This is a genomic window from Spirosoma arboris, from assembly GCF_009754945.1.
GTDB classification, from domain to species: Bacteria; Bacteroidota; Bacteroidia; order Cytophagales; family Spirosomataceae; genus Spirosoma; species Spirosoma arboris.
Map to the genome: position 1 here is coordinate 247,977 of NZ_WPIN01000001.1, position 17,821 is coordinate 265,797.

General features: G+C 46.6%; 16 protein-coding genes. 8 read left to right on the top strand and 8 right to left on the bottom strand.

Annotated features, from left to right (window positions below; genetic code table 11):
* Window positions 1–15: 15 nt before the first annotated feature.
* The 3 genes from GO755_RS01050 to GO755_RS01060 all read right to left on the bottom strand — a co-directional run bounded on the left by GO755_RS01050 (window position 16) and on the right by GO755_RS01060 (window position 4,684).
* Entirely contained in the window at window positions 16–1,449 is a 1,434-nt protein-coding gene (locus tag GO755_RS01050) for a vanadium-dependent haloperoxidase (protein WP_157582715.1), read from the bottom strand.
* 174 nt (window positions 1,450–1,623) lie between these two features.
* The gene (locus tag GO755_RS01055; protein ID WP_157582716.1) at window positions 1,624–3,831 is read right to left on the bottom strand and encodes a M28 family peptidase; all 2,208 of its coding nucleotides are present in this window, start codon (window positions 3,829–3,831) and stop codon (window positions 1,624–1,626) included.
* Window positions 3,832–3,964: 133 nt separating this feature from the next.
* Window positions 3,965–4,684 carry a LolA-like protein gene (locus tag GO755_RS01060; RefSeq protein WP_157582717.1) on the bottom strand — a complete coding sequence of 240 codons (720 nt, stop codon included), beginning with the start codon at window positions 4,682–4,684 and terminating at the stop codon, window positions 3,965–3,967.
* A 214-nt stretch (window positions 4,685–4,898) separates the two neighbouring features.
* Between GO755_RS01060 and GO755_RS01065 the strand changes: the two genes are divergently transcribed.
* From GO755_RS01065 to GO755_RS01085, 5 genes are all read left to right on the top strand, one after another.
* Window positions 4,899–6,119, top strand: coding sequence for a nucleoside permease (locus GO755_RS01065; RefSeq protein ID WP_157582718.1), 1,221 nt, complete (start codon window positions 4,899–4,901; stop codon window positions 6,117–6,119).
* A gap of 62 nt (window positions 6,120–6,181) precedes the next feature.
* Complete coding sequence (locus GO755_RS01070; RefSeq protein WP_157582719.1) at window positions 6,182–6,379, top strand: hypothetical protein; 198 nt, start codon at window positions 6,182–6,184, stop codon at window positions 6,377–6,379.
* The gene (locus tag GO755_RS01075; RefSeq protein ID WP_157582720.1) at window positions 6,370–6,870 is read left to right on the top strand and encodes a DUF6036 family nucleotidyltransferase; all 501 of its coding nucleotides are present in this window, start codon (window positions 6,370–6,372) and stop codon (window positions 6,868–6,870) included. Before GO755_RS01070 ends, GO755_RS01075 begins: the two co-directional genes overlap by 10 nt.
* A complete protein-coding gene (locus tag GO755_RS01080; protein WP_317165773.1) occupies window positions 6,871–7,641 on the top strand; it encodes an exodeoxyribonuclease III in 771 nt (256 codons plus the stop codon).
* A gap of 64 nt (window positions 7,642–7,705) precedes the next feature.
* Window positions 7,706–8,305 (top strand): pseudouridine synthase, encoded by a 600-nt coding sequence (locus tag GO755_RS01085; RefSeq protein ID WP_157582721.1) that lies wholly within the window; start codon window positions 7,706–7,708, stop codon window positions 8,303–8,305.
* A 12-nt stretch (window positions 8,306–8,317) separates the two neighbouring features.
* Here the strand turns inward: GO755_RS01085 and radC are convergent, their stop codons facing one another.
* The 3 genes from radC to GO755_RS01100 form a co-directional block, all read right to left on the bottom strand.
* Window positions 8,318–9,013: a RadC family protein gene (gene radC / locus GO755_RS01090; RefSeq protein ID WP_157582722.1), complete on the bottom strand. Its 696-nt coding sequence runs from the start codon at window positions 9,011–9,013 to the stop codon at window positions 8,318–8,320.
* A 174-nt stretch (window positions 9,014–9,187) separates the two neighbouring features.
* Window positions 9,188–9,454, bottom strand: coding sequence for a 30S ribosomal protein S20 (rpsT, locus tag GO755_RS01095; protein ID WP_157582723.1), 267 nt, complete (start codon window positions 9,452–9,454; stop codon window positions 9,188–9,190).
* A 103-nt stretch (window positions 9,455–9,557) separates the two neighbouring features.
* A complete protein-coding gene (locus GO755_RS01100) occupies window positions 9,558–9,956 on the bottom strand; it encodes a Dabb family protein (protein WP_157582724.1) in 399 nt (132 codons plus the stop codon).
* Window positions 9,957–10,191: 235 nt separating this feature from the next.
* On the opposite strand from GO755_RS01100, the gene GO755_RS01105 reads away from it, so the two are divergent.
* A complete protein-coding gene (locus GO755_RS01105; protein WP_394350996.1) occupies window positions 10,192–11,115 on the top strand; it encodes a zinc dependent phospholipase C family protein in 924 nt (307 codons plus the stop codon).
* A gap of 123 nt (window positions 11,116–11,238) precedes the next feature.
* Here the strand turns inward: GO755_RS01105 and GO755_RS01110 are convergent, their stop codons facing one another.
* The gene (locus GO755_RS01110) at window positions 11,239–12,123 is read right to left on the bottom strand and encodes a sugar phosphate isomerase/epimerase family protein (RefSeq protein ID WP_157582726.1); all 885 of its coding nucleotides are present in this window, start codon (window positions 12,121–12,123) and stop codon (window positions 11,239–11,241) included.
* 127 nt (window positions 12,124–12,250) lie between these two features.
* Between GO755_RS01110 and GO755_RS01115 the strand changes: the two genes are divergently transcribed.
* On the top strand, window positions 12,251–13,447 hold the full coding sequence (locus GO755_RS01115) for a class I SAM-dependent rRNA methyltransferase (protein WP_157582727.1): 1,197 nt from the start codon (window positions 12,251–12,253) through the stop codon (window positions 13,445–13,447).
* Between the two features lie 246 nt (window positions 13,448–13,693).
* On the top strand, window positions 13,694–15,421 hold the full coding sequence (locus GO755_RS01120) for a pyruvate dehydrogenase complex dihydrolipoamide acetyltransferase (RefSeq protein ID WP_157582728.1): 1,728 nt from the start codon (window positions 13,694–13,696) through the stop codon (window positions 15,419–15,421).
* Between the two features lie 97 nt (window positions 15,422–15,518).
* Here the strand turns inward: GO755_RS01120 and katG are convergent, their stop codons facing one another.
* Window positions 15,519–17,813 (bottom strand): catalase/peroxidase HPI, encoded by a 2,295-nt coding sequence (gene katG / locus GO755_RS01125; protein ID WP_157582729.1) that lies wholly within the window; start codon window positions 17,811–17,813, stop codon window positions 15,519–15,521.
* Between the last annotated feature and the right edge of the window lie 8 nt (window positions 17,814–17,821).

Genomic DNA, 17,821 nt, shown 5'->3' on the forward strand with positions numbered 1-17,821 from the left:
CCAGTCTCTATCTTTTCAATGCCACCGAAGTGAGTTAATGTTACGTCCTATCTTAGTGCCTTCGACCAGTCCTACTTCATTGTCGTGACGGGTATGAATCCCTCCCATCAGTCGCGAGTCAGCACACTCTTGGGCAGCAGCCCAAAACGATTTATAGTGCCGGACTTCATATTTTAGCTCATGTTTCGTAGTGCTTGGGTAATAGTCGGCATAATTGGTAGGGTTGGGCTTATTAGGTAATTCGCCCTGAACATAATAAATCATATTGGGGCGATTCGCGTGCGTATTATCGGTGAATGAAAAACTGGGGCCATATAATTCGGTAAGGACCGTAGCTGTAGCCGCCGATTGGACCGCATGGCCTGAATAAAAAGAAGGAAAGGGCGGTTCCAGAAAGAAAGGAAGCCAGCCATGCCATTTTGCCGCGATTTTTTTTTCGATAAAAGAGGAGGGACGCTCAACCATGTAAGTGAATTTGGTTTTCCAGCAGCAGATAAAAGCATCGGCTACAGCCATACCCACACGAGCATACGTTTCAGCAGATTTTACCAAATCTGCATGACTGTTTCGGATCGCAATGGTCGCCAGATTATAGGAATGGCCCGGAGGAGAACAGGTCTCGGTTGGGTCGTCGCCCCACCACATTACAATGGCTCGGTCTGCTTCCGTCAAAGATTTTTTTCGATCAAATACTTCTTTGTAGTGAATATAATATTGGCTGGTTGTATCAGTAGAATACGCCAGGGGTTTCGGCAATGGCAATTGACTATTGCGCAGAGAAAATGTGCGATTTTGACCCCAGGTTGGATGCATCGGTATTTTCGTATTTGATTGCCCAATTACTGGCGGCACCCACAGTCCCATACCTTCAGGTCGTTTATAGTCTTTGGGGAAATTACGAAGATAGCCTTCATGCCCACCATCGCTCTTCGACCATTCATAAATTTTCGTAGCTATGGCTTTCCCATATTGTTCAGAACGTTCGGCAACCTCCGGGCTAACCTGGGCAGTATAGCGTTGATGGATAGCATTAGCCAATGAGTCGATATGCTGTGTTTTTTCAGTGTATGCGTATAATGCTTTAAGCATATAAGCTTGCCCGGCATTAAGTGCCAATTCCCAACAATAGATTTTGTTAGGATCGGGTTTAGGCAATGAAAGCGTGTCCGACAACATTCGTATCACAGACCGATGTTTTTTCGATGCGTACACAACGGTTTCATACATCGTGAGGCCTAAATAGCCTATAGCCCGCGACCCATAGGTTGGCGTGTTTTTCGGGGCTTTCGTCATTATCCGTACAGTCATGTCGGCCCAGGAAGTGGCAATAGGCTCAACAGAGGATACGGCCTTCTGATTAGTAGTCGTTATAGATTGGGCTTGTAGAAAATAGCTATAACTCCAGAATAAACAAATTTGAAGTATACGCAACCTGATTAAAGGATTCATCTTGTCGCACAGTAGTCATTTATATGAAGATCGCTTAACAAAAAGCCTGCCATTTACGAAGTCAATGCCTGGTTTCGTAGACTTAAAAGTAAAAGATAATGTGTTATTTATAATATAGGATGTATAATGTAGGTGAAATTAGAATAACATACATTATGCATCCTATATTATACATTATTTATTCCCGCTACCTACCGAGGCTGGTGTACCCATGCCTTGGGAGAGCACTAGTAGTTTATCGCTCAATGTCTGAATCGCTTTTTTGTAGCGAACTTCCAGGTCAGGTAAGTTTGCTGTCGATTTCAGTGAAGCTTCGTACAATAATCCCGGCAACATCCAGGACGCATAACCACTGTTCGGGTCTGAAGATGCGTAGAGCGATTTGTACCAACCACCAAATGCATTTCCTTTTGGATCGATAAATGACCGCTCCAGCAAACGCAGCTCTTTATTCAACTCTACTAGTTTATCGGTGCGGCCTGTTTTTAAATAATTCTGCCGAGCCATTTCGCACGCGTCTGCATTTTTTTTCATATCGGCAACGGCGCTGAGCAGGGGCGAAATCGAATAGGTAGGTGCATACGCCTGAATTGCTTTTTCGGCGGCTTTCAAATGAACTTCCAGATCGGCGGGATAACGGGCTATATCATATGGTACGAGATCCGCATTCGCTAGCCGGAGTGTCATAGTGCCAACCACCTGTTCCATCATTGGCCCCATTTTGTACGTCGGGTCAGCGAATTTGTCGTAGAAATAGAGATCGTCGTATTGGGAGTGATAGAGCGTTGGCCCTTCCATACCCGCGCTCAACGATGGAATGCCGATGTGCATATAAGGCGCAATGTGGTCGGAGCCACCACCGAGGTTACCAATCGTTGGCTCGCCAACTGCCATCGCTGGAGCCGATGAACCAGTAACACGGGTAGGATTACCTGCGGCTTTATGGCCCATCCAGTGTTGAAAAACAGTCTTGTTCGAATCTGGATATTGAACCGACTGAGTGGCCTCAATAATCAGCTTTTTCATGGATGGCGACGCGCTGGCTCCGAAAGTTCGGCCCGATACAGCGGCATCGTAATTCATGTAGGCGACGGCCTTTTGAGTCAATTCGTCGCGAAACTGCTCGCTCCATTCTGCTGAGCCAATTACGCCCGGTTCTTCGGCGTCCCAGTGACACACTTTAATCGTACGCCGAGGGCGTTGTCCGGCTTTTGCTAATTTACCCATTGACTCGGTCATGCTCAGCAGCATAGCCGTACCTGAATTAGGGTCGGTAGCGCCGTATGACCAGGCATCGTAGTGGCAACCAGCAATGATCCATTCATCGGGAAACTCGGCTCCGGTCAGCGTGCCAACTACCTGATAAATCCGCTGAATGGTTTTTTCCTGCTTCACCATCAACCGTACTTTTAATTCTTTGCCACCTTCCAGCCGATAGGTATAGGGTAAACCACCCTGCCAGCCTGCCGGAACGGCTTTAGCACCCGTCATGCGTTTCAAAATCTCGGTAGCGGAACCGTAGGGGAGAGGTGTTACCGGAATTTTGTGCAGCCCAACGGCATTCTGATCAAGTCGTTTGGGCGTGTTTTTAGCATCCATTGGAAGGGCTGCTTCACCGGGCGTGAGCGGGTCACCGGTATAAGGCGTTGTTAGTAGAGAACCCCGTTGGATCACACTTTCACTGTAATACGGACCTTCGGGAAAGGTAAGGCCGCGCATGTAGCCAGAGTCGGCAGGGTCCGTAAAAATGATAACACCAATGGCGCCGTCAGCCTGTGCAAACTGGGCTTTATAGCCCCGGAAGTTACCACCGTATCTGGCCAGTACGATTTTGCCTTTTACGGATATGCCCATGGCCTTCAACTGCTCAAAGTCTTCTTTGCGACCATAATTGGCATACACGACTTCGGCCGTTACATCGCCCGAGCCCGACCAGGCGTTGTAGCCAGGAGTTAGTCGTGGGTCACTGCTGTATTTATCCTCCTTAAACAGAAACTCTCTGGTATTCAGGGGTTGTCGAATAGGCTCGACGAGTTCAACAGCAATCTCGCCGGGGCCTTTAGGTAAGAGTACATCGTGCGGATAGATGTCCACCTGCCAGCCTGCCTTCCGCATGGTTTCGGCGATGTAATCCCTTACCTGCTCATTTTCTTTTGTGCCGGTAATGTGTGGTACACTGCTCAGTTTTTCGAGGTGATTTTTAAACGCGGCTGATGACTGTTTGGTCTTAAACTCGGTTTCGATTTTGACCTGTGCAGCCTGTCGGGCTGGAACAAAGCCACTGAGCGCCGGGCTTGTAGTCGACTGAGCCTGAGTAACTATTGCGCTTAGAGTGAGTGCAACAGGCAGAGCAGTGATTCTGAGTAAAGAGGGAAATTTCATGGAGCATAGGTTGTATGATTCTCAAATATCGGTATTTACTGTGGTAAAGGCGAAGATTTGCAAATGAATATTCGGTCAATAAAAAAGGAGACGCTTTAATGGCGTCTCCTGTCAATACGAAAATTCAAAAATGCTATTTAGGCATGGCAAAGATTGACGGATCTACTTTAGGATTAAATACCATGTTCGAGATCGTCATCGTTATAGCGCCTGGCATTGCTGGACTATTGAGTTCTATCGTTGAAGGAATGGTTAAACCTTCAACTGTTTTGTAGCCGCCGTACTGCATTTTAACCTCACCCGATTGGCCCTGCACATTAACCGTTGCTTTCATGCCAGTTACTTGATAGGTGGTTGCATCTACATAATAGTTGGCTACGCCTTCTGGTCGCGTTACTTTGAGATTGTAAACATCTTTTCCATTCAAACTTTCCTTACCAACCAGCTCAGTAGGATACTTTTGAGCTTTGGCGGTAGCTAAGTCAGTGCCAACTAAATAGGTATTTCCTTTTTGCAGTTTTACCTGATCGTCAGGCATAGCCTGTGGAGCCGAACCCCCTTGCATTGGGTTTATAGCCCAGCCCTTATCACCATCGATAACCTGCGTAATCTGTTGACCCATAACCGACATATCGTTACGTAAAGCCTGACCAACAACAATTGTTGATTTTGCAGTCATATCCATACCCATAATACTCATGCTCTGGTCGTACTGAACCGTCTTAACGGCAGCTATTTTATCGGCTCCGCCTAGTGCGGCAATGTTCTTATTAATGATTTCGTCGGCTGTTTGCGCAAAGGAGATAGCCGGAATCGCCACAAGGGCAACGAGGGTAATCAGTTGTTTTTTCATGTACTAGTTTAGTAAGAAACAGTGTCAAAGATAAGGAATTGGGTAGGTGTTTACTACACCGGGTCACCGTCTGATCGGTCCGGCAATAATCCGAATACAGGAACAGATTTAAATGGGTTACTGCACAATCGGCAACTTTCGCGGTCAATCGGCTTGCAAGCCTGACGAGTGTTTTCTACCTTCATCGGCTTAAACTTTAAATCGCAAACCTACAATGCTGTCAACAACCCGCGTTAAACTTTCTGTCATGATGTTCCTCCAATTTTTTGTTTGGGGAGCATGGTACGGACAAGTGACAAAGTATCTTGAAACGGAACTTCATGCCACCCCTATCCAGCAGGGAGCTGCTTTTTCAACTTTTTCGATTGCAATGCTTGTCGCTCCTTTCTTCGTAGGGATGATTGCAGACCGTTATTTTGCTGCTCAGAAAGTTTTAGGCATACTGAATTTGCTAGGAGCAGTAATTCTCTATTTTCTCATCCAGATTAATGATGCAGATCAGTTCTTCTGGATACTCTTGGTTTACTGCCTAACGTTTGCTCCGACGCTGGCACTCTCGTCGTCTATTGCGATGCAGCAGATGACGAGCCCTGAAAAAGAATTTCCAGGTATTCGCGTGTTGGGTACCGTCTCATGGATTGTCGTTAATAATATAGTTGGTTACTATGGGTTTGGTGATAAAGTGACTATTTTTCAATTGTCTATGTACTCGGCCATCGCGCTTGGTGTTTTCTCTTTTTTTCTGCCTAGTACACCTCCCAAGGCGACAACATCTACATCATTCTCGCAGGTTTTGGGACTTGACGCCTTTAAATTGTTTAAAGATCGCTCGTTCGCTATTTTCTTTCTGTCGTCGGTGCTGATCTGCATTCCCCTTTCGTTCTATTACGCGATGGCCAACTCTTCTCTTACGGATGGAGGGATGCAGAATGTTGAGAATAAAATGTCTCTGGGGCAGGCATCAGAAGTAATTTTCATGTTGTTGATACCACTGGCATACACTCGCCTGGGTGTTAAGAAAATGCTAATCGTGGGTCTGATTGCCTGGATTGTTCGGTTTATTTGCTTTGGTTATGGTGATGGAGGGTCAGGAGAGTGGATGTTATATCTTGCCATTGTTCTGCACGGCGTTTGTTACGATTTCTTCTTTGTAACGGGCCAGATTTATACAGACAACAAGGCAGGTGAAAAGATCAAATCATCGGCGCAGGGACTAATTTCACTAGCAACGTACGGTATAGGCATGGGAATAGGTTCTTATCTTTCTGGTGTGGTGAAAGCTATGTTTAAGGTGGGAGACACCGTTAACTGGACTAATTTCTGGCTTGTTCCAGCAGGTATTGCGGCTGTGGTACTGGTTGTATTCGTGCTGCTCTTTACGGATAACAAACGGACTTCATCTGCTAAAGAGGAATTGGTGCCGGGACAGTTATAGAAAACTTTATAATGGGCAATGCCTACCGATTACTACTGCATTGCCCATTAATAACATATGATATGGAAAGGAAACGACGAATTACATTCTATGATGACTTAAATGGTCCCCATGAAGATCAAGTAAGGGAGCAAATTGCTATGACTCCTGAGGAGCGATGGCGAGTGTTTATCAAACTGCGTCGGATGTATTATGGCTTAGTAGGCGATCCACCAAAACTGCCCAAAAATATTACAATTACGCGGCCATCATGGATGTAGAAAATTCGGAATTTCTAGAGTTTGTAATAGCTGCTGATACGAACAAATTACAATATATTCTCATCGGTGGTTTGGCTATGATCCTTAATGGAGCGGTACGTTTCACGCAGGATGCTGATCTTTGGCTTGAACCAACTAATGAAAATAGAGATCGTTTTATTGAATCGCTTTTGACATTTGGTTATGAGGAAGATCAGGTTCAGCATATGCGTGAGACTGACTTTACCCAGCCACAAATGATTCGTATTCATGACATTCCAATGGATGCCTTAACGAGTGTTCATCAGCGTCTGGACTATTTTGCTTGCCGTAAACGGGCCAGAGCATTCACTGCCAAAGAAGGACAAATTATCTATTTTCTTCACATTAACGACTTGCGCGAAACTAAGGTACTGGCTCGTCGTACTAAAGATTTAAATGACATTGTTATGATTGACGAAATCATTGACGAAGTCGAGAAAAGTGGTGACTCAGAAGTAAACAATCCCTAAGTGCAACTCATCTCCTACAACATTAACGGTATTCGGGCAGCCATCCGTAATGGTCTGATTGACTGGCTTGCCCAGAATAACTTCGATATTATTTGCTTTCAGGAAGTCAAAGCCACCGCCGATGTCGTGGACCTAACTTTGTTTGAGCAGCTAGGTTACCAATACCACTGGCATGCGGCCGAAAAGAAAGGCTACTCAGGAGTCGCGACATTTTCCAAAATCGCGCCCACTAACGTTGTGCTCGGTTGTGGTTTGCCCGTTTATGACTGCGAAGGTCGCATTCTTCGTACTGACTTCGACGACCTGACGTTATTAAATTGCTACTTCCCATCCGGTACATCTGGTGAATTGCGACAGGGCGTGAAGATGGAGTTTCTGAGAGATTTTTATGTCTACATAGACAACTTGAAAAAAACTCGACCAAAACTGATTGTTGTGGGAGATTATAATATAGCCCACAATGCTATCGACATTCATGACCCCGTGCGTAACAAAAACACAACTGGTTTTTTACCCGAAGAGCGGACGTGGATGGACCAATGGTTTGGTTCCGGCATGACCGATTCGTTTCGGTACAAACACCCTGACGAGGTTGCCTATAGCTGGTGGAGCTATCGGGCTGGTGCGCGGGCCAATAACAAAGGCTGGCGTATTGATTATGCTTCTGTTACTGACAATCTTCGTGACCAAATCATTGACTGCCAAATGCTGCCCGATGCAGTTCATGCCGATCATTGCCCGGTAAGTCTGAACCTGGATTTAGGTGATTAAACAGGTTTTCTTGATTTCAGAGAATTGCCCCATAACAGAAAATCAGTGAAATCAATAAAATCGCATGAATCCCGGTTCAGACTATTTCCTCATTTACAAGCCCTACCTCATGCTCTCGCAGTTTTCACGAGAGGGCGACAAACAAACGCTGGCTGATTTGGATTTTGCTTTTCCAACGGATGTGTATCCCGTTGGACGACTTGATGCCGATAGTGAAGGATTGTTGTTGCTAACCAGTGACAAACAACTCAATCACCGCTTGCTGAATCCGAAGTTTCGGCATAATCGAACGTATTATGTGCAGGTTGATGGGGCATTGACAGAAGCTGCTTGCCAGCAGCTAGAACAGGGTGTTACGATTTCAGTAGATGGAAAGTCGTACCATACATTGCCTGCCGATGCTCGAATTATTACTGAACCTGGCTTACCAGAGCGAAATCCACCTATTCGCTATCGAGCCAATATCCCAACGTCTTGGTTGTCGATTTCGCTACACGAAGGTAAAAATCGGCAGGTGCGTAAAATGACAGCCGCCGTCGGTTTTCCCACTCTCCGTTTAGTACGCTGGTCTATCGAAAACCTGACTGCCGAAGGTATGACACCCGGTCAAGTGCGTGAACTGAGTCGGGCAGAGGTACTTCAGGGGCTGAAAATCTACTCCTGACTGCTTACTTTCCTACAAAATCCCTTCGTCGGCAAAGCTGAAATAGGATTTGTCCGTAAAAATCAGGTGATCGAGTACCGGAATATCCAGTAACCGTCCAGCATCTCTAAGTTTTTTGGTCAAGTCTTTATCTGCCTGCGACGGCATAAGGTTTCCCGACGGGTGATTATGGAACAAAATCATCGAAGAGGCCAAATGTTCTATGGCTTGCTTGAAAATCAGTTTTGGGTCGGCGACGGTACCTGAAACGCCCCCTGTACTGATTTGAACCGGCCGTAAAATTTCATTGGCACGGTTCATTAATAAAATCCAAAACTCTTCGTGCGGTTTGTCGATCAGATGCGGAATCATCTCGTTATAGGCATCGCGTGAGCACGTTACTTTGGCGCGTTGAGGGCGATCCTGCTCTTTCCGCCTGCGGCCCAGTTCAAGAGCGGCTATAACACTAATTGCTTTGGCTTCACCAATACCCCGAAATTTCGAGAGGTCTTTAATACTTAGTTTCGCTAATTCGTTGAGATTGTTGTTGACACTCTTGAGAATAATTTTGGCTACATCAACAGCGGTCAGATCAACCGTGCCTGAGTTAATCAGAATGGCAATCAATTCGGCTTCTGAGAGGGCTGCCTTGCCTTTGAGCATGAGTTTTTCGCGCGGACGGTCTTCTTCGGCCCAACTCTGAATAGTGCCAGATGTCTGATAGGACATGTGTTTAAGTACGTTACGGGGTGATTTTCGGCGACAAAATGCACAAAAAAACCTTACCCACAAAAAGGTAAGGTTCTATGATAAACTATCAGCGAAAGTCGGTTATTGACTACTAAGTTACTATTCGCGGCATGACCATCAATAACTTATAAACCAATAACAAATAACTAGTACTTAAGCTGTAGCAGCTTTCAAGCCATTCACCAAACGAGCCAGTTTCGACTTGTTGTTAGAGGCTTTATTCTTGTGAATGATATTACGCTTAGCGAGTTTGTCCAACGCCGACGAAACCGACTTGAACAGTTCAACTGCCATTGCGTGATCGGTAGTAGTACGTAGTTTCTTCACCATGTTTCGAGTCGTAACATGCTGGTAACGGTTCAACAGCCGCTTCTTGGCACTCGACCGGATTGCTTTTTTTGATGACTTATGGTTTGCCATTGGTATATAAATGAGATCGTTGTCGCGATATGAGGGCGCAAAAATACGAATTTCGGTTGGAACAACCAATAGTTCCAACCGAAATTCTTTCTGCTAGCCAAGCTTAAGGGCGAATATCAGCGTTGACAATCAGTGTTTTTTCCCAGATTCCCTGGTTCTGTGCCACGAATTGTTTGTAAGCAGGGCTGTTCTCAAATGCTTTTATATCGGCCTCACTTTGAAACGTAAGGTAATGTACTACGTCATAGTCAGAAACAGCCTGATTTGGCAAAATTGTCTTGCCTGACGTGTAATTAACGACCTGTGGAATTTCATGCTTTAGAGCTGCAAAACCGTTCATATGCTGCTCAACTGCTGCACTTTCGACCCCTTTTTTGAATTTAACACACACAACTTGCTGTTTTTGAGCTTTTCTAGCAGGTGAATAAGCACCGTAGATTGTTAAAGCAAAAGCACAGATTAACACAATAACGAGGGTATATCCTCTTGACTTTGCATTCATGATTATTCGATTTTATTTTGTTTTTCGAAATATTATTCTGAATTACATGGTAGTTTAATTGAATAGTTAATTATTTTCCATATAAAGTACCATGTTTTGCCAAATGTACAATTGTTTTGTTTGGTTGTCTGCCTTGACCAATATTTTTTTGGGAAGTTTAGTAAACGGCAGCCCAATAAAGGCCGAAGAACTAGCTGAAAAGTGCCCGAATTGGAACTACTCAATCGAGTTTCAAGTGGCCAGTAGTCGCCCTATATGGGGCTTCTATGCGCATCAGCAGATTAATCGATTGGCCGTATTTACATTACCGGTCGAGATGATGCCGTTTTTCAAAAAACACATTAGTTTTTTAGCCGACAATGCTGTTAATCCTGACAAGCGTCGGTATGCCGTTGTGGGTGAAGCTCCTCGTCATTTCATAGACCTCGATGCGTATTCCGACACGTCGACAGCTACACTTCCGCGCTATTATAAAGAAGCTACTGATCGATATGGAGCCGATTCATTGGCATTACACGGGCTGGTTCCCTGGCAAATTCAGCTGACAAAATATCAGTTGACCGAAGCGTTTAAACAGCGGGATGTCCGCCGAATCCTGCGTGTAGCCGCTGATTTAGGCCATTATATTGCCGATGCCAATGTGCCATTGCATACTACACACAATTACAATGGTCAGTTAACTAAACAGCAGGGAATTCACGGTTTTTGGGAGTCGCGCTTGCCTGAGTTATTCAGCACTGACTATGATTTTCTAACGGGACAGGCTGAATACATTTATTCGCCCCAGAAAGCAGCCTGGCGGGCTGTATTCAATGCAAATGCTGCCCTGGATTCGGTATTGCGATTTGAGCAAAAACTAACAGAAGAAGTAGGCGAAACGCGGAAATTCGGTTTTGAAGAGCGAAACGGTATCACCGCCAAAGTTTATTCGGCAGATTTCTCGCGACAGTATCATGATCGATTGAAGGGACAAGTCGAGCGCCAGATGCGCGCATCAGTCAAAATGGTCGGTGATTTCTGGTACACATGCTGGGTAGATGCTGGTCAACCTGATTTACGGGCACTAGCAAACTATCAGCTTACTGAAGGGGAGCAAAAAGAAGAGGCCGAAGAAAAGAAGAGCTGGTTGAAGAGACTGTTCTCGGCGCGGGAAGAGTAATCTGAACCGGGATTTAGCTGATTTATGGATTAAAGTTGATTTTGCGTTACGCTTCTTTGAAGCGAATCCATTAAAACAAAATCAGTTTAATCCATAAATCAGCTAAATCCCGGTTCAGAAACATTACACCGATAACGTTTTCATATACTCGGCGTCGTTTTTCATACTGATTAGCGACGATTCAGGATATTGCTCCTGCTCTACCAGAAAGTACTTGATACCACTGTCCTTAGCTATACGTAACGTCTTTTTGAAGTCCACATTACCTTTGCCAAGATCGTTCTGAACGGGTTTGCCGTCTTTAACGGTATAATCTTTTACGTGGCAAAGCTCATACCGTTTACCGTATTTTTTGAGATGTTCCTCTGTATTGACACCCGCTACATCAATCCAGCACAGATCCAGCTCAAACATTACGTTTTTAGGGTCGGTGTTGTCCAGCAGGAATTCTTGCGGTAGTTTTCCGTCGAGGGGTCGGAATGAGTAATCGTGGTTGTGATAACCGAATTTCAACCCTGCTTTCTTAACCTCTTCGCCAACGGTGTTGAACTGGTCGGCAACTTTCTTCCAATCGTCCCAGGTTTTTTGTGGACCATAGAAAGGGCAGAGCAGATAAGTTAATCCGGCATCATGTGCCATTTCGATGCTTTTCTTGAGTTGGTCTGGCTTATCGACCTCACCCCGATAGTTAAAGTGCGTGCTTACCATTTTTACACCCAGCCCGTCGAGAAACGATTTGATTTCTTTAGGCTCCATACCCCACAAAAATCCCTGTGGGCCACTATAACTCTCAAATTGCTTATACCCCATCTGGGCTAACTGTGTCATGACACCCTTAGGATCTTTGGGCATTGCATCCCGAACACTATAAAGCTGAGCGCCAAATGGGTTGATGGGCTTGGCAAAAGCATTCGTTAGTAAGTCTGCGGCCGTCGAAACTGACTGGCTAAAGGCAAAGGCTCCGGCTGTAAGCAGACCGGACTGTTTAAGAAAACTACGTCGTTGCATAGGAGAAAAAAGTTTTTGTAAAAGTAGTGAAGAATGAAGCGTGATGAGTGATGAATACTAGAAGGAAAATATTCTTCATTCTTCCCTCTTCATTCTTCACTACTTTTGCGGACTTTATTGAATACGAATGACATTTTCCAAATTATATCTACAGGCAGGACGTGACGAGGCCGTTCGTCGCTTCCATCCCTGGGTGTTTTCGCGGGCCATCAGCCGGTATGAAGGTAACCTTAATGATGGTGACGTAGTAGAGGTCTTTGATAATAAAAACCGTTATCTCGCCACGGGGCACTATCATGATGGGAGTATTGCCGTACGTATTTTCTCGTTCGGAGCAACAGCAGGTGGGCCTGTTATACCTGATCTGCCTTACTGGACCCAGAAATTGGCTCATATCCGTAGCATTCGACAGGTGATTGTCACGGGTGAGACAAACTGTTATCGGCTTGTGCACGGCGAAGGCGATGGTTGTACGGGGCTAATTATAGATATGTATAATGGCGTGGCTGTTGTACAGGCACACTCGATTGGTATGCACCGTGAACGGGACATCATTGCAGAAGCACTCAAAGCCGTTTTTGGCGATGAACTGACGGCTGTATATGATAAAAGTGCCGACACGCTGCCCGACGAATATGGAGCAACCGTTACAAACGGCTATCTCTTTGGCCGGACACCCGTGCCGCATCCGGTTCAGGAAAATGGTAATACGTTTCTGGTTGACTGGATTACAGGTCAGAAGACAGGCTTTTTTCTAGATCAACGAGATAACCGGGCTTTACTAGCACAGTATGCACAGGGGAAAGATGTCCTGAATGCGTTCTGCTATTCGGGTGGGTTTTCGGTGTATGCACTAAAAGCCGGTGCTAATCAGGTTCACTCGGTCGATGTTTCGCAGAAAGCGATTGGTCTGACTAATCAGAACATCCAGGCTAATTTTGGTGAGGCTGATACTCGGCATGAGGCTTATGCCGAAGACGTGATGCACTACCTCAAAGCGCATGATCATAAATATGATGTGGTTGTGCTGGACCCGCCTGCCTTTGCCAAGAGCCTATCTGCCCGACACCGGGCTGTACAAGGGTATAAGCGCCTGAATGCGGAAGGTTTTCGTCGGGTAGCGAAGGGGGGACTTTTGTTTACCTTTTCGTGTTCTCAGGTAGTAGATCGGGAGCTGTTTTATAATACGATTGTGGCCGCGGCTATCGAAGCTGGACGGCAGGTGCGTGTGCTCCATCACCTAAGTCAACCTGCCGACCATCCTGTTAGTTTATTCCATCCCGAAGGAGGCTATCTGAAAGGACTGGTACTCTGGGTGGAATAGAAAGGCGAATTTTGGCCTTCTCAGTAACAGCATTGACAGCAACAGAATGGTTGTGCGAATTGTTGATAGATAAAACAGAGACCGACGATACAAACTTTACTGCTTTACACTAATTTTGACTCCCAACCGGAATGCCGGCCCAGCGGAGTGCCGACCAGCGGAATGTCGGTCTGGTGTTCCGATACTGTTCACCGTTGTGGGCCCGACCGATCTTTTTGTATAACCCGATTACATACATAGCTAATTATGGCTGAATTAATCCGAATGCCCAAGATGAGCGACACAATGACCGAAGGCGTCATTGCGGAGTGGCACAAAAAGGTGGGCGATAAAGTAAAATCCGGCGACGTACTGGCCGAAGTTGAAACCGATAAAGCAACGATGGACCTGGAGTCCTACGAAGAAGGTACGCTACTTTATATCGGTGTTGAAAAAGGCGCTTCGGTACCGGTTGATGGCGTTCTGGCTATTATTGGGGCCGACGGTGAAGACTACAAGGCGTTGTTGAATGGGTCAAGTGGTGGTAGCCAGGAAGCTCCAGCACCTAAGCCGGAACCTGCACCAGCGCCCGCAGCTAGCGCAAGCAATGAGGTAGCTACAAAGTTGCCTGAGCCAAAAGCTGTTTCGGCAGCTCCTGCTGAGAAGGTCAACGCATCGGTTATTCGGATGCCGAAGATGAGCGATACTATGACCGAGGGTACGATTGTCGCCTGGCATAAAAAAGAAGGTGATACCGTAAAATCGGGTGATGTACTGGCCGAAGTCGAAACCGACAAAGCCACGATGGACCTCGAAGCGTACGAAGAAGGTACACTGCTTTATATTGGTGTAAAAGAAGGTGCATCCGTAGCTGTTGACGATATCATTGCCGTTGTCGGTGAAAAGGGTGCCAACTTTAAAGTTCTATTAGATGGTGGTGCGCCAACTTCTGGTCAACAGGCAGCTACTGGCGAAGGCGGTAGTGCAACTGTTCAGCAAAATCCACAGACTGGTGTCCCTGCTAATGCTGATACTGACCTGTCGCAAGCCGGTGGTGCTGGTGATGTGACTGAGTCGAATGGTCGGGTTAAAGCCTCACCATTAGCAAAGCGTATTGCCGAAGATAAAGGGATTAACCTGGCTCAGGTTCATGGTAGCGGTCCAGAAGGTCGTATCGTGAAAAGCGATGTTGAGTCGTTTGTTCCTGGTAAAGTAGCACCGGCGGCTCAACCTGCTGCGCCTGTTGCTCAACCAATTGCAGCCTCGACACCAGCGGCTCAGCCATCTGCTCCGGCTCCAGTACCTACACCGGCTGGCGAGTACGAAGATGTTCCAGTTAGTCAGATGCGGAAAACAATTGCCCGCCGGTTGAGCGAGAGCCTATTCACCGCTCCTCACTTCTACCTGACCATGGAAATTAACATGGACAAAGCGATGGCGTTGCGCGGTACGGTCAATGGTATTAGTCCCGTGAAGGTTTCGTTTAACGATTTCGTGATTAAGGCGGCTGCACTGGCGTTGAAACAACACCCGAACGTTAACTCATCCTGGCTCGGCGATAAAATTCGTAAGTACAAATATGTAAATATTGGTGTGGCTGTCGCTGTCGATGAAGGTTTGCTGGTGCCGGTCGTTCGGAATGCTGATCAGAAGACGCTGTCGACCATTTCGGGCGAAGTGAAAGATCTGGCCGGTAAAGCGAAAGACAAAAAACTACAACCGAAAGATTGGGAGGGAAGTACGTTCTCCATCTCCAATTTGGGTATGTTTGGTATCGACGAATTCACCGCTATTATCAACCCGCCCGATTCCTGTATTCTGGCCGTTGGCGCTATCAAGCAAACCGTGAAGTTTGAAGGAGATGTGGCGTTGCCTACTAATGTCATGAAAGTGACCTTATCCTGCGACCACCGCGTAGTGGATGGTGCTACAGGTTCGGCCTTCCTGCAAACGGTGAAGCAATTGCTCGAAGATCCAATGCGGATGTTGGTGTAATTGGAAGAGAAAAGCAGACCGTTTTCTATATAAAGCAATAGAAGCGCTCCGGAGTCGGAGCGCTTCTATTGCTTTATATAGGTGATTTCCTTAAAAATCAAGCCAGATCAAAGCGGTCAAGATTCATTACTTTGGCCCAGGCCGCTACGAAGTCCGTTACAAATTTTTCCTGTGCATCCGAACTGCCATACACTTCGGCAATTGCTCTAAGCTCGGAATTTGAGCCAAAAACAAGATCAGCACGCGTTCCAGTCCATTTCACGTCGCCGGTTTTACGATCTCGTCCTGCAAATACTTCTTTATGATCAGCAACGGCCTTCCAGGCTGTGCTCATGTCAAGCAGGTTTACGAAGAAATCGTTGGTAAGCACACCCGGACGTTCCGTGAAAATGCCAAGTTTAGAGCCATCATAATTGGCATTTAAGGCACGCATACCGCCTATCAGAACCGTCAGTTCAGGAGCCGTCAAGGTTAGCAATTGTGCTTTATCGATCAACAATTCTTCTGTCGATACGGTGAATTTGGCTTTCAGGTAGTTGCGGAAACCATCGGCAACTGGTTCTAATACAGCAAATGATTCGACATCGGTTTGTTCGGGCGAAGCATCCATGCGTCCAGGCGTAAACGGTACTGTTACGTCATGACCTGCGTCTTTTGCCGCTTTCTCAACACCTGCACAACCTGCCAACACAATTAGGTCAGCCAACGAAACCTTTTTGCCATTGGATTGCGTGCTGTTGAATTCTTCCTGGATACTTTCGAGAGTTCCCAACACCGTCGATAACTGAGCCGGATTGTTTACAGCCCAGTCTTTTTGGGGAGCCAGACGAATGCGTGCCCCATTAGCTCCACCCCGTTTATCGGAACCACGGAACGTAGAAGCCGAAGCCCAGGCCGTAGATACCAGCTGAGATACGGTCAAACCAGAAGCAAGTATGTTTGCTTTCAACGCAGCTACATCGCTTTCATCAATTAAGGTATGGTCAACCGCCGGGATTGGGTCCTGCCAAATCAGTACTTCTGCCGGAACATCAGGGCCTAAGTAAAGAGCACGAGGACCCATATCGCGGTGTGTCAACTTAAACCAGGCGCGGGCAAAGGCATCGGCAAACTCGTCGGGGTTTTCGTAGAAGCGTCTTGAAATCTTTTCGAAACCAGGATCAAGCTTCAGCGTTAGGTCGGTGGTAAGCATGGTCGGTACGTGCTTCTTCGACGGATCGTGGGCATCAGGAATGGTGTTCTCTGCATTCTTGGCTACCCATTGGTGCGCACCGCCCGGACTCTTGGTCAATTCCCAGTCGTAGTTGAATAGGTTCTCAAAAAAGCCATTGCCCCACTTTGTTGGCGTACTCGTCCAGGTTACTTCCAGACCGCTGGTGATCGTATCGCCACCTTTGCCTGAGCCATAGCTATTTGCCCAACCAAAACCCTGTAGCTCAATGTCTCCAGCTTCGGGCTCTGGGCCAACGTGTTCTGAAGTAGAAGCGCCGTGTGTTTTACCAAACGTGTGGCCACCAGCAATCAGAGCAACTGTTTCTTCGTCGTTCATAGCCATACGCCCAAACGTATCGCGGATATCTTTAGCCGACGCAAGTGGATCAGGGTTACCATCTGGCCCTTCTGGATTTACATAGATCAGCCCCATATTGGCCGCTGCCAATGGTTTTTCCAGGTTACGGGAATGGATTTTGCCATCGGGATCTTCGTCAGATACCAATACGCCATGATCATCAGCTACGCCCTCAGAACCACCTGCATAACGTAAGTCGCTACCCAGCCACTTTTTTTCAGAACCCCAATAAATATCCAGATCTGGCTCCCAAACATCGGCACGTCCACCAGCAAAACCGAACGTCTTGAAACCCATCGATTCCAGTGCTACGTTGCCTGTAAGAATCATAAGGTCGGCCCAGGAGATTTTTCGGCCATATTTCTGTTTGATCGGCCAAAGTAACCGGCGAGCCTTGTCGAGACTGACGTTATCGGGCCAGCTGTTGAGGGGGGCAAATCGCTGTTGACCAGCACCTGCTCCACCACGACCATCGCCTATGCGATAGGTACCCGCACTATGCCATGCCATGCGGATAAACAAAGGGCCATAGTGACCGAAGTCGGCTGGCCACCAATCCTGTGAGTCGGTCATTAACACATGAAGGTCCTTCTTCAGGGCTTCCAGGTCAAGGCTCTTGAACTCTTTGGCGTAGTTAAAACCCTGTCCCATCGGGTCAGACAGCGAAGAATGCTGCCGAAGCATGTTCACTTTTAACTGATTTGGCCACCAGTCGCGGTTTTGTGTTCCATCACCAGCGGTGCTAGTTTTTTTAGCAGGCTCGTTTTTTGAGGCCCCGTTGTGAAACGGACATTGACTAATGTCTCCTGAATAGTTTTCCATTCTACAAA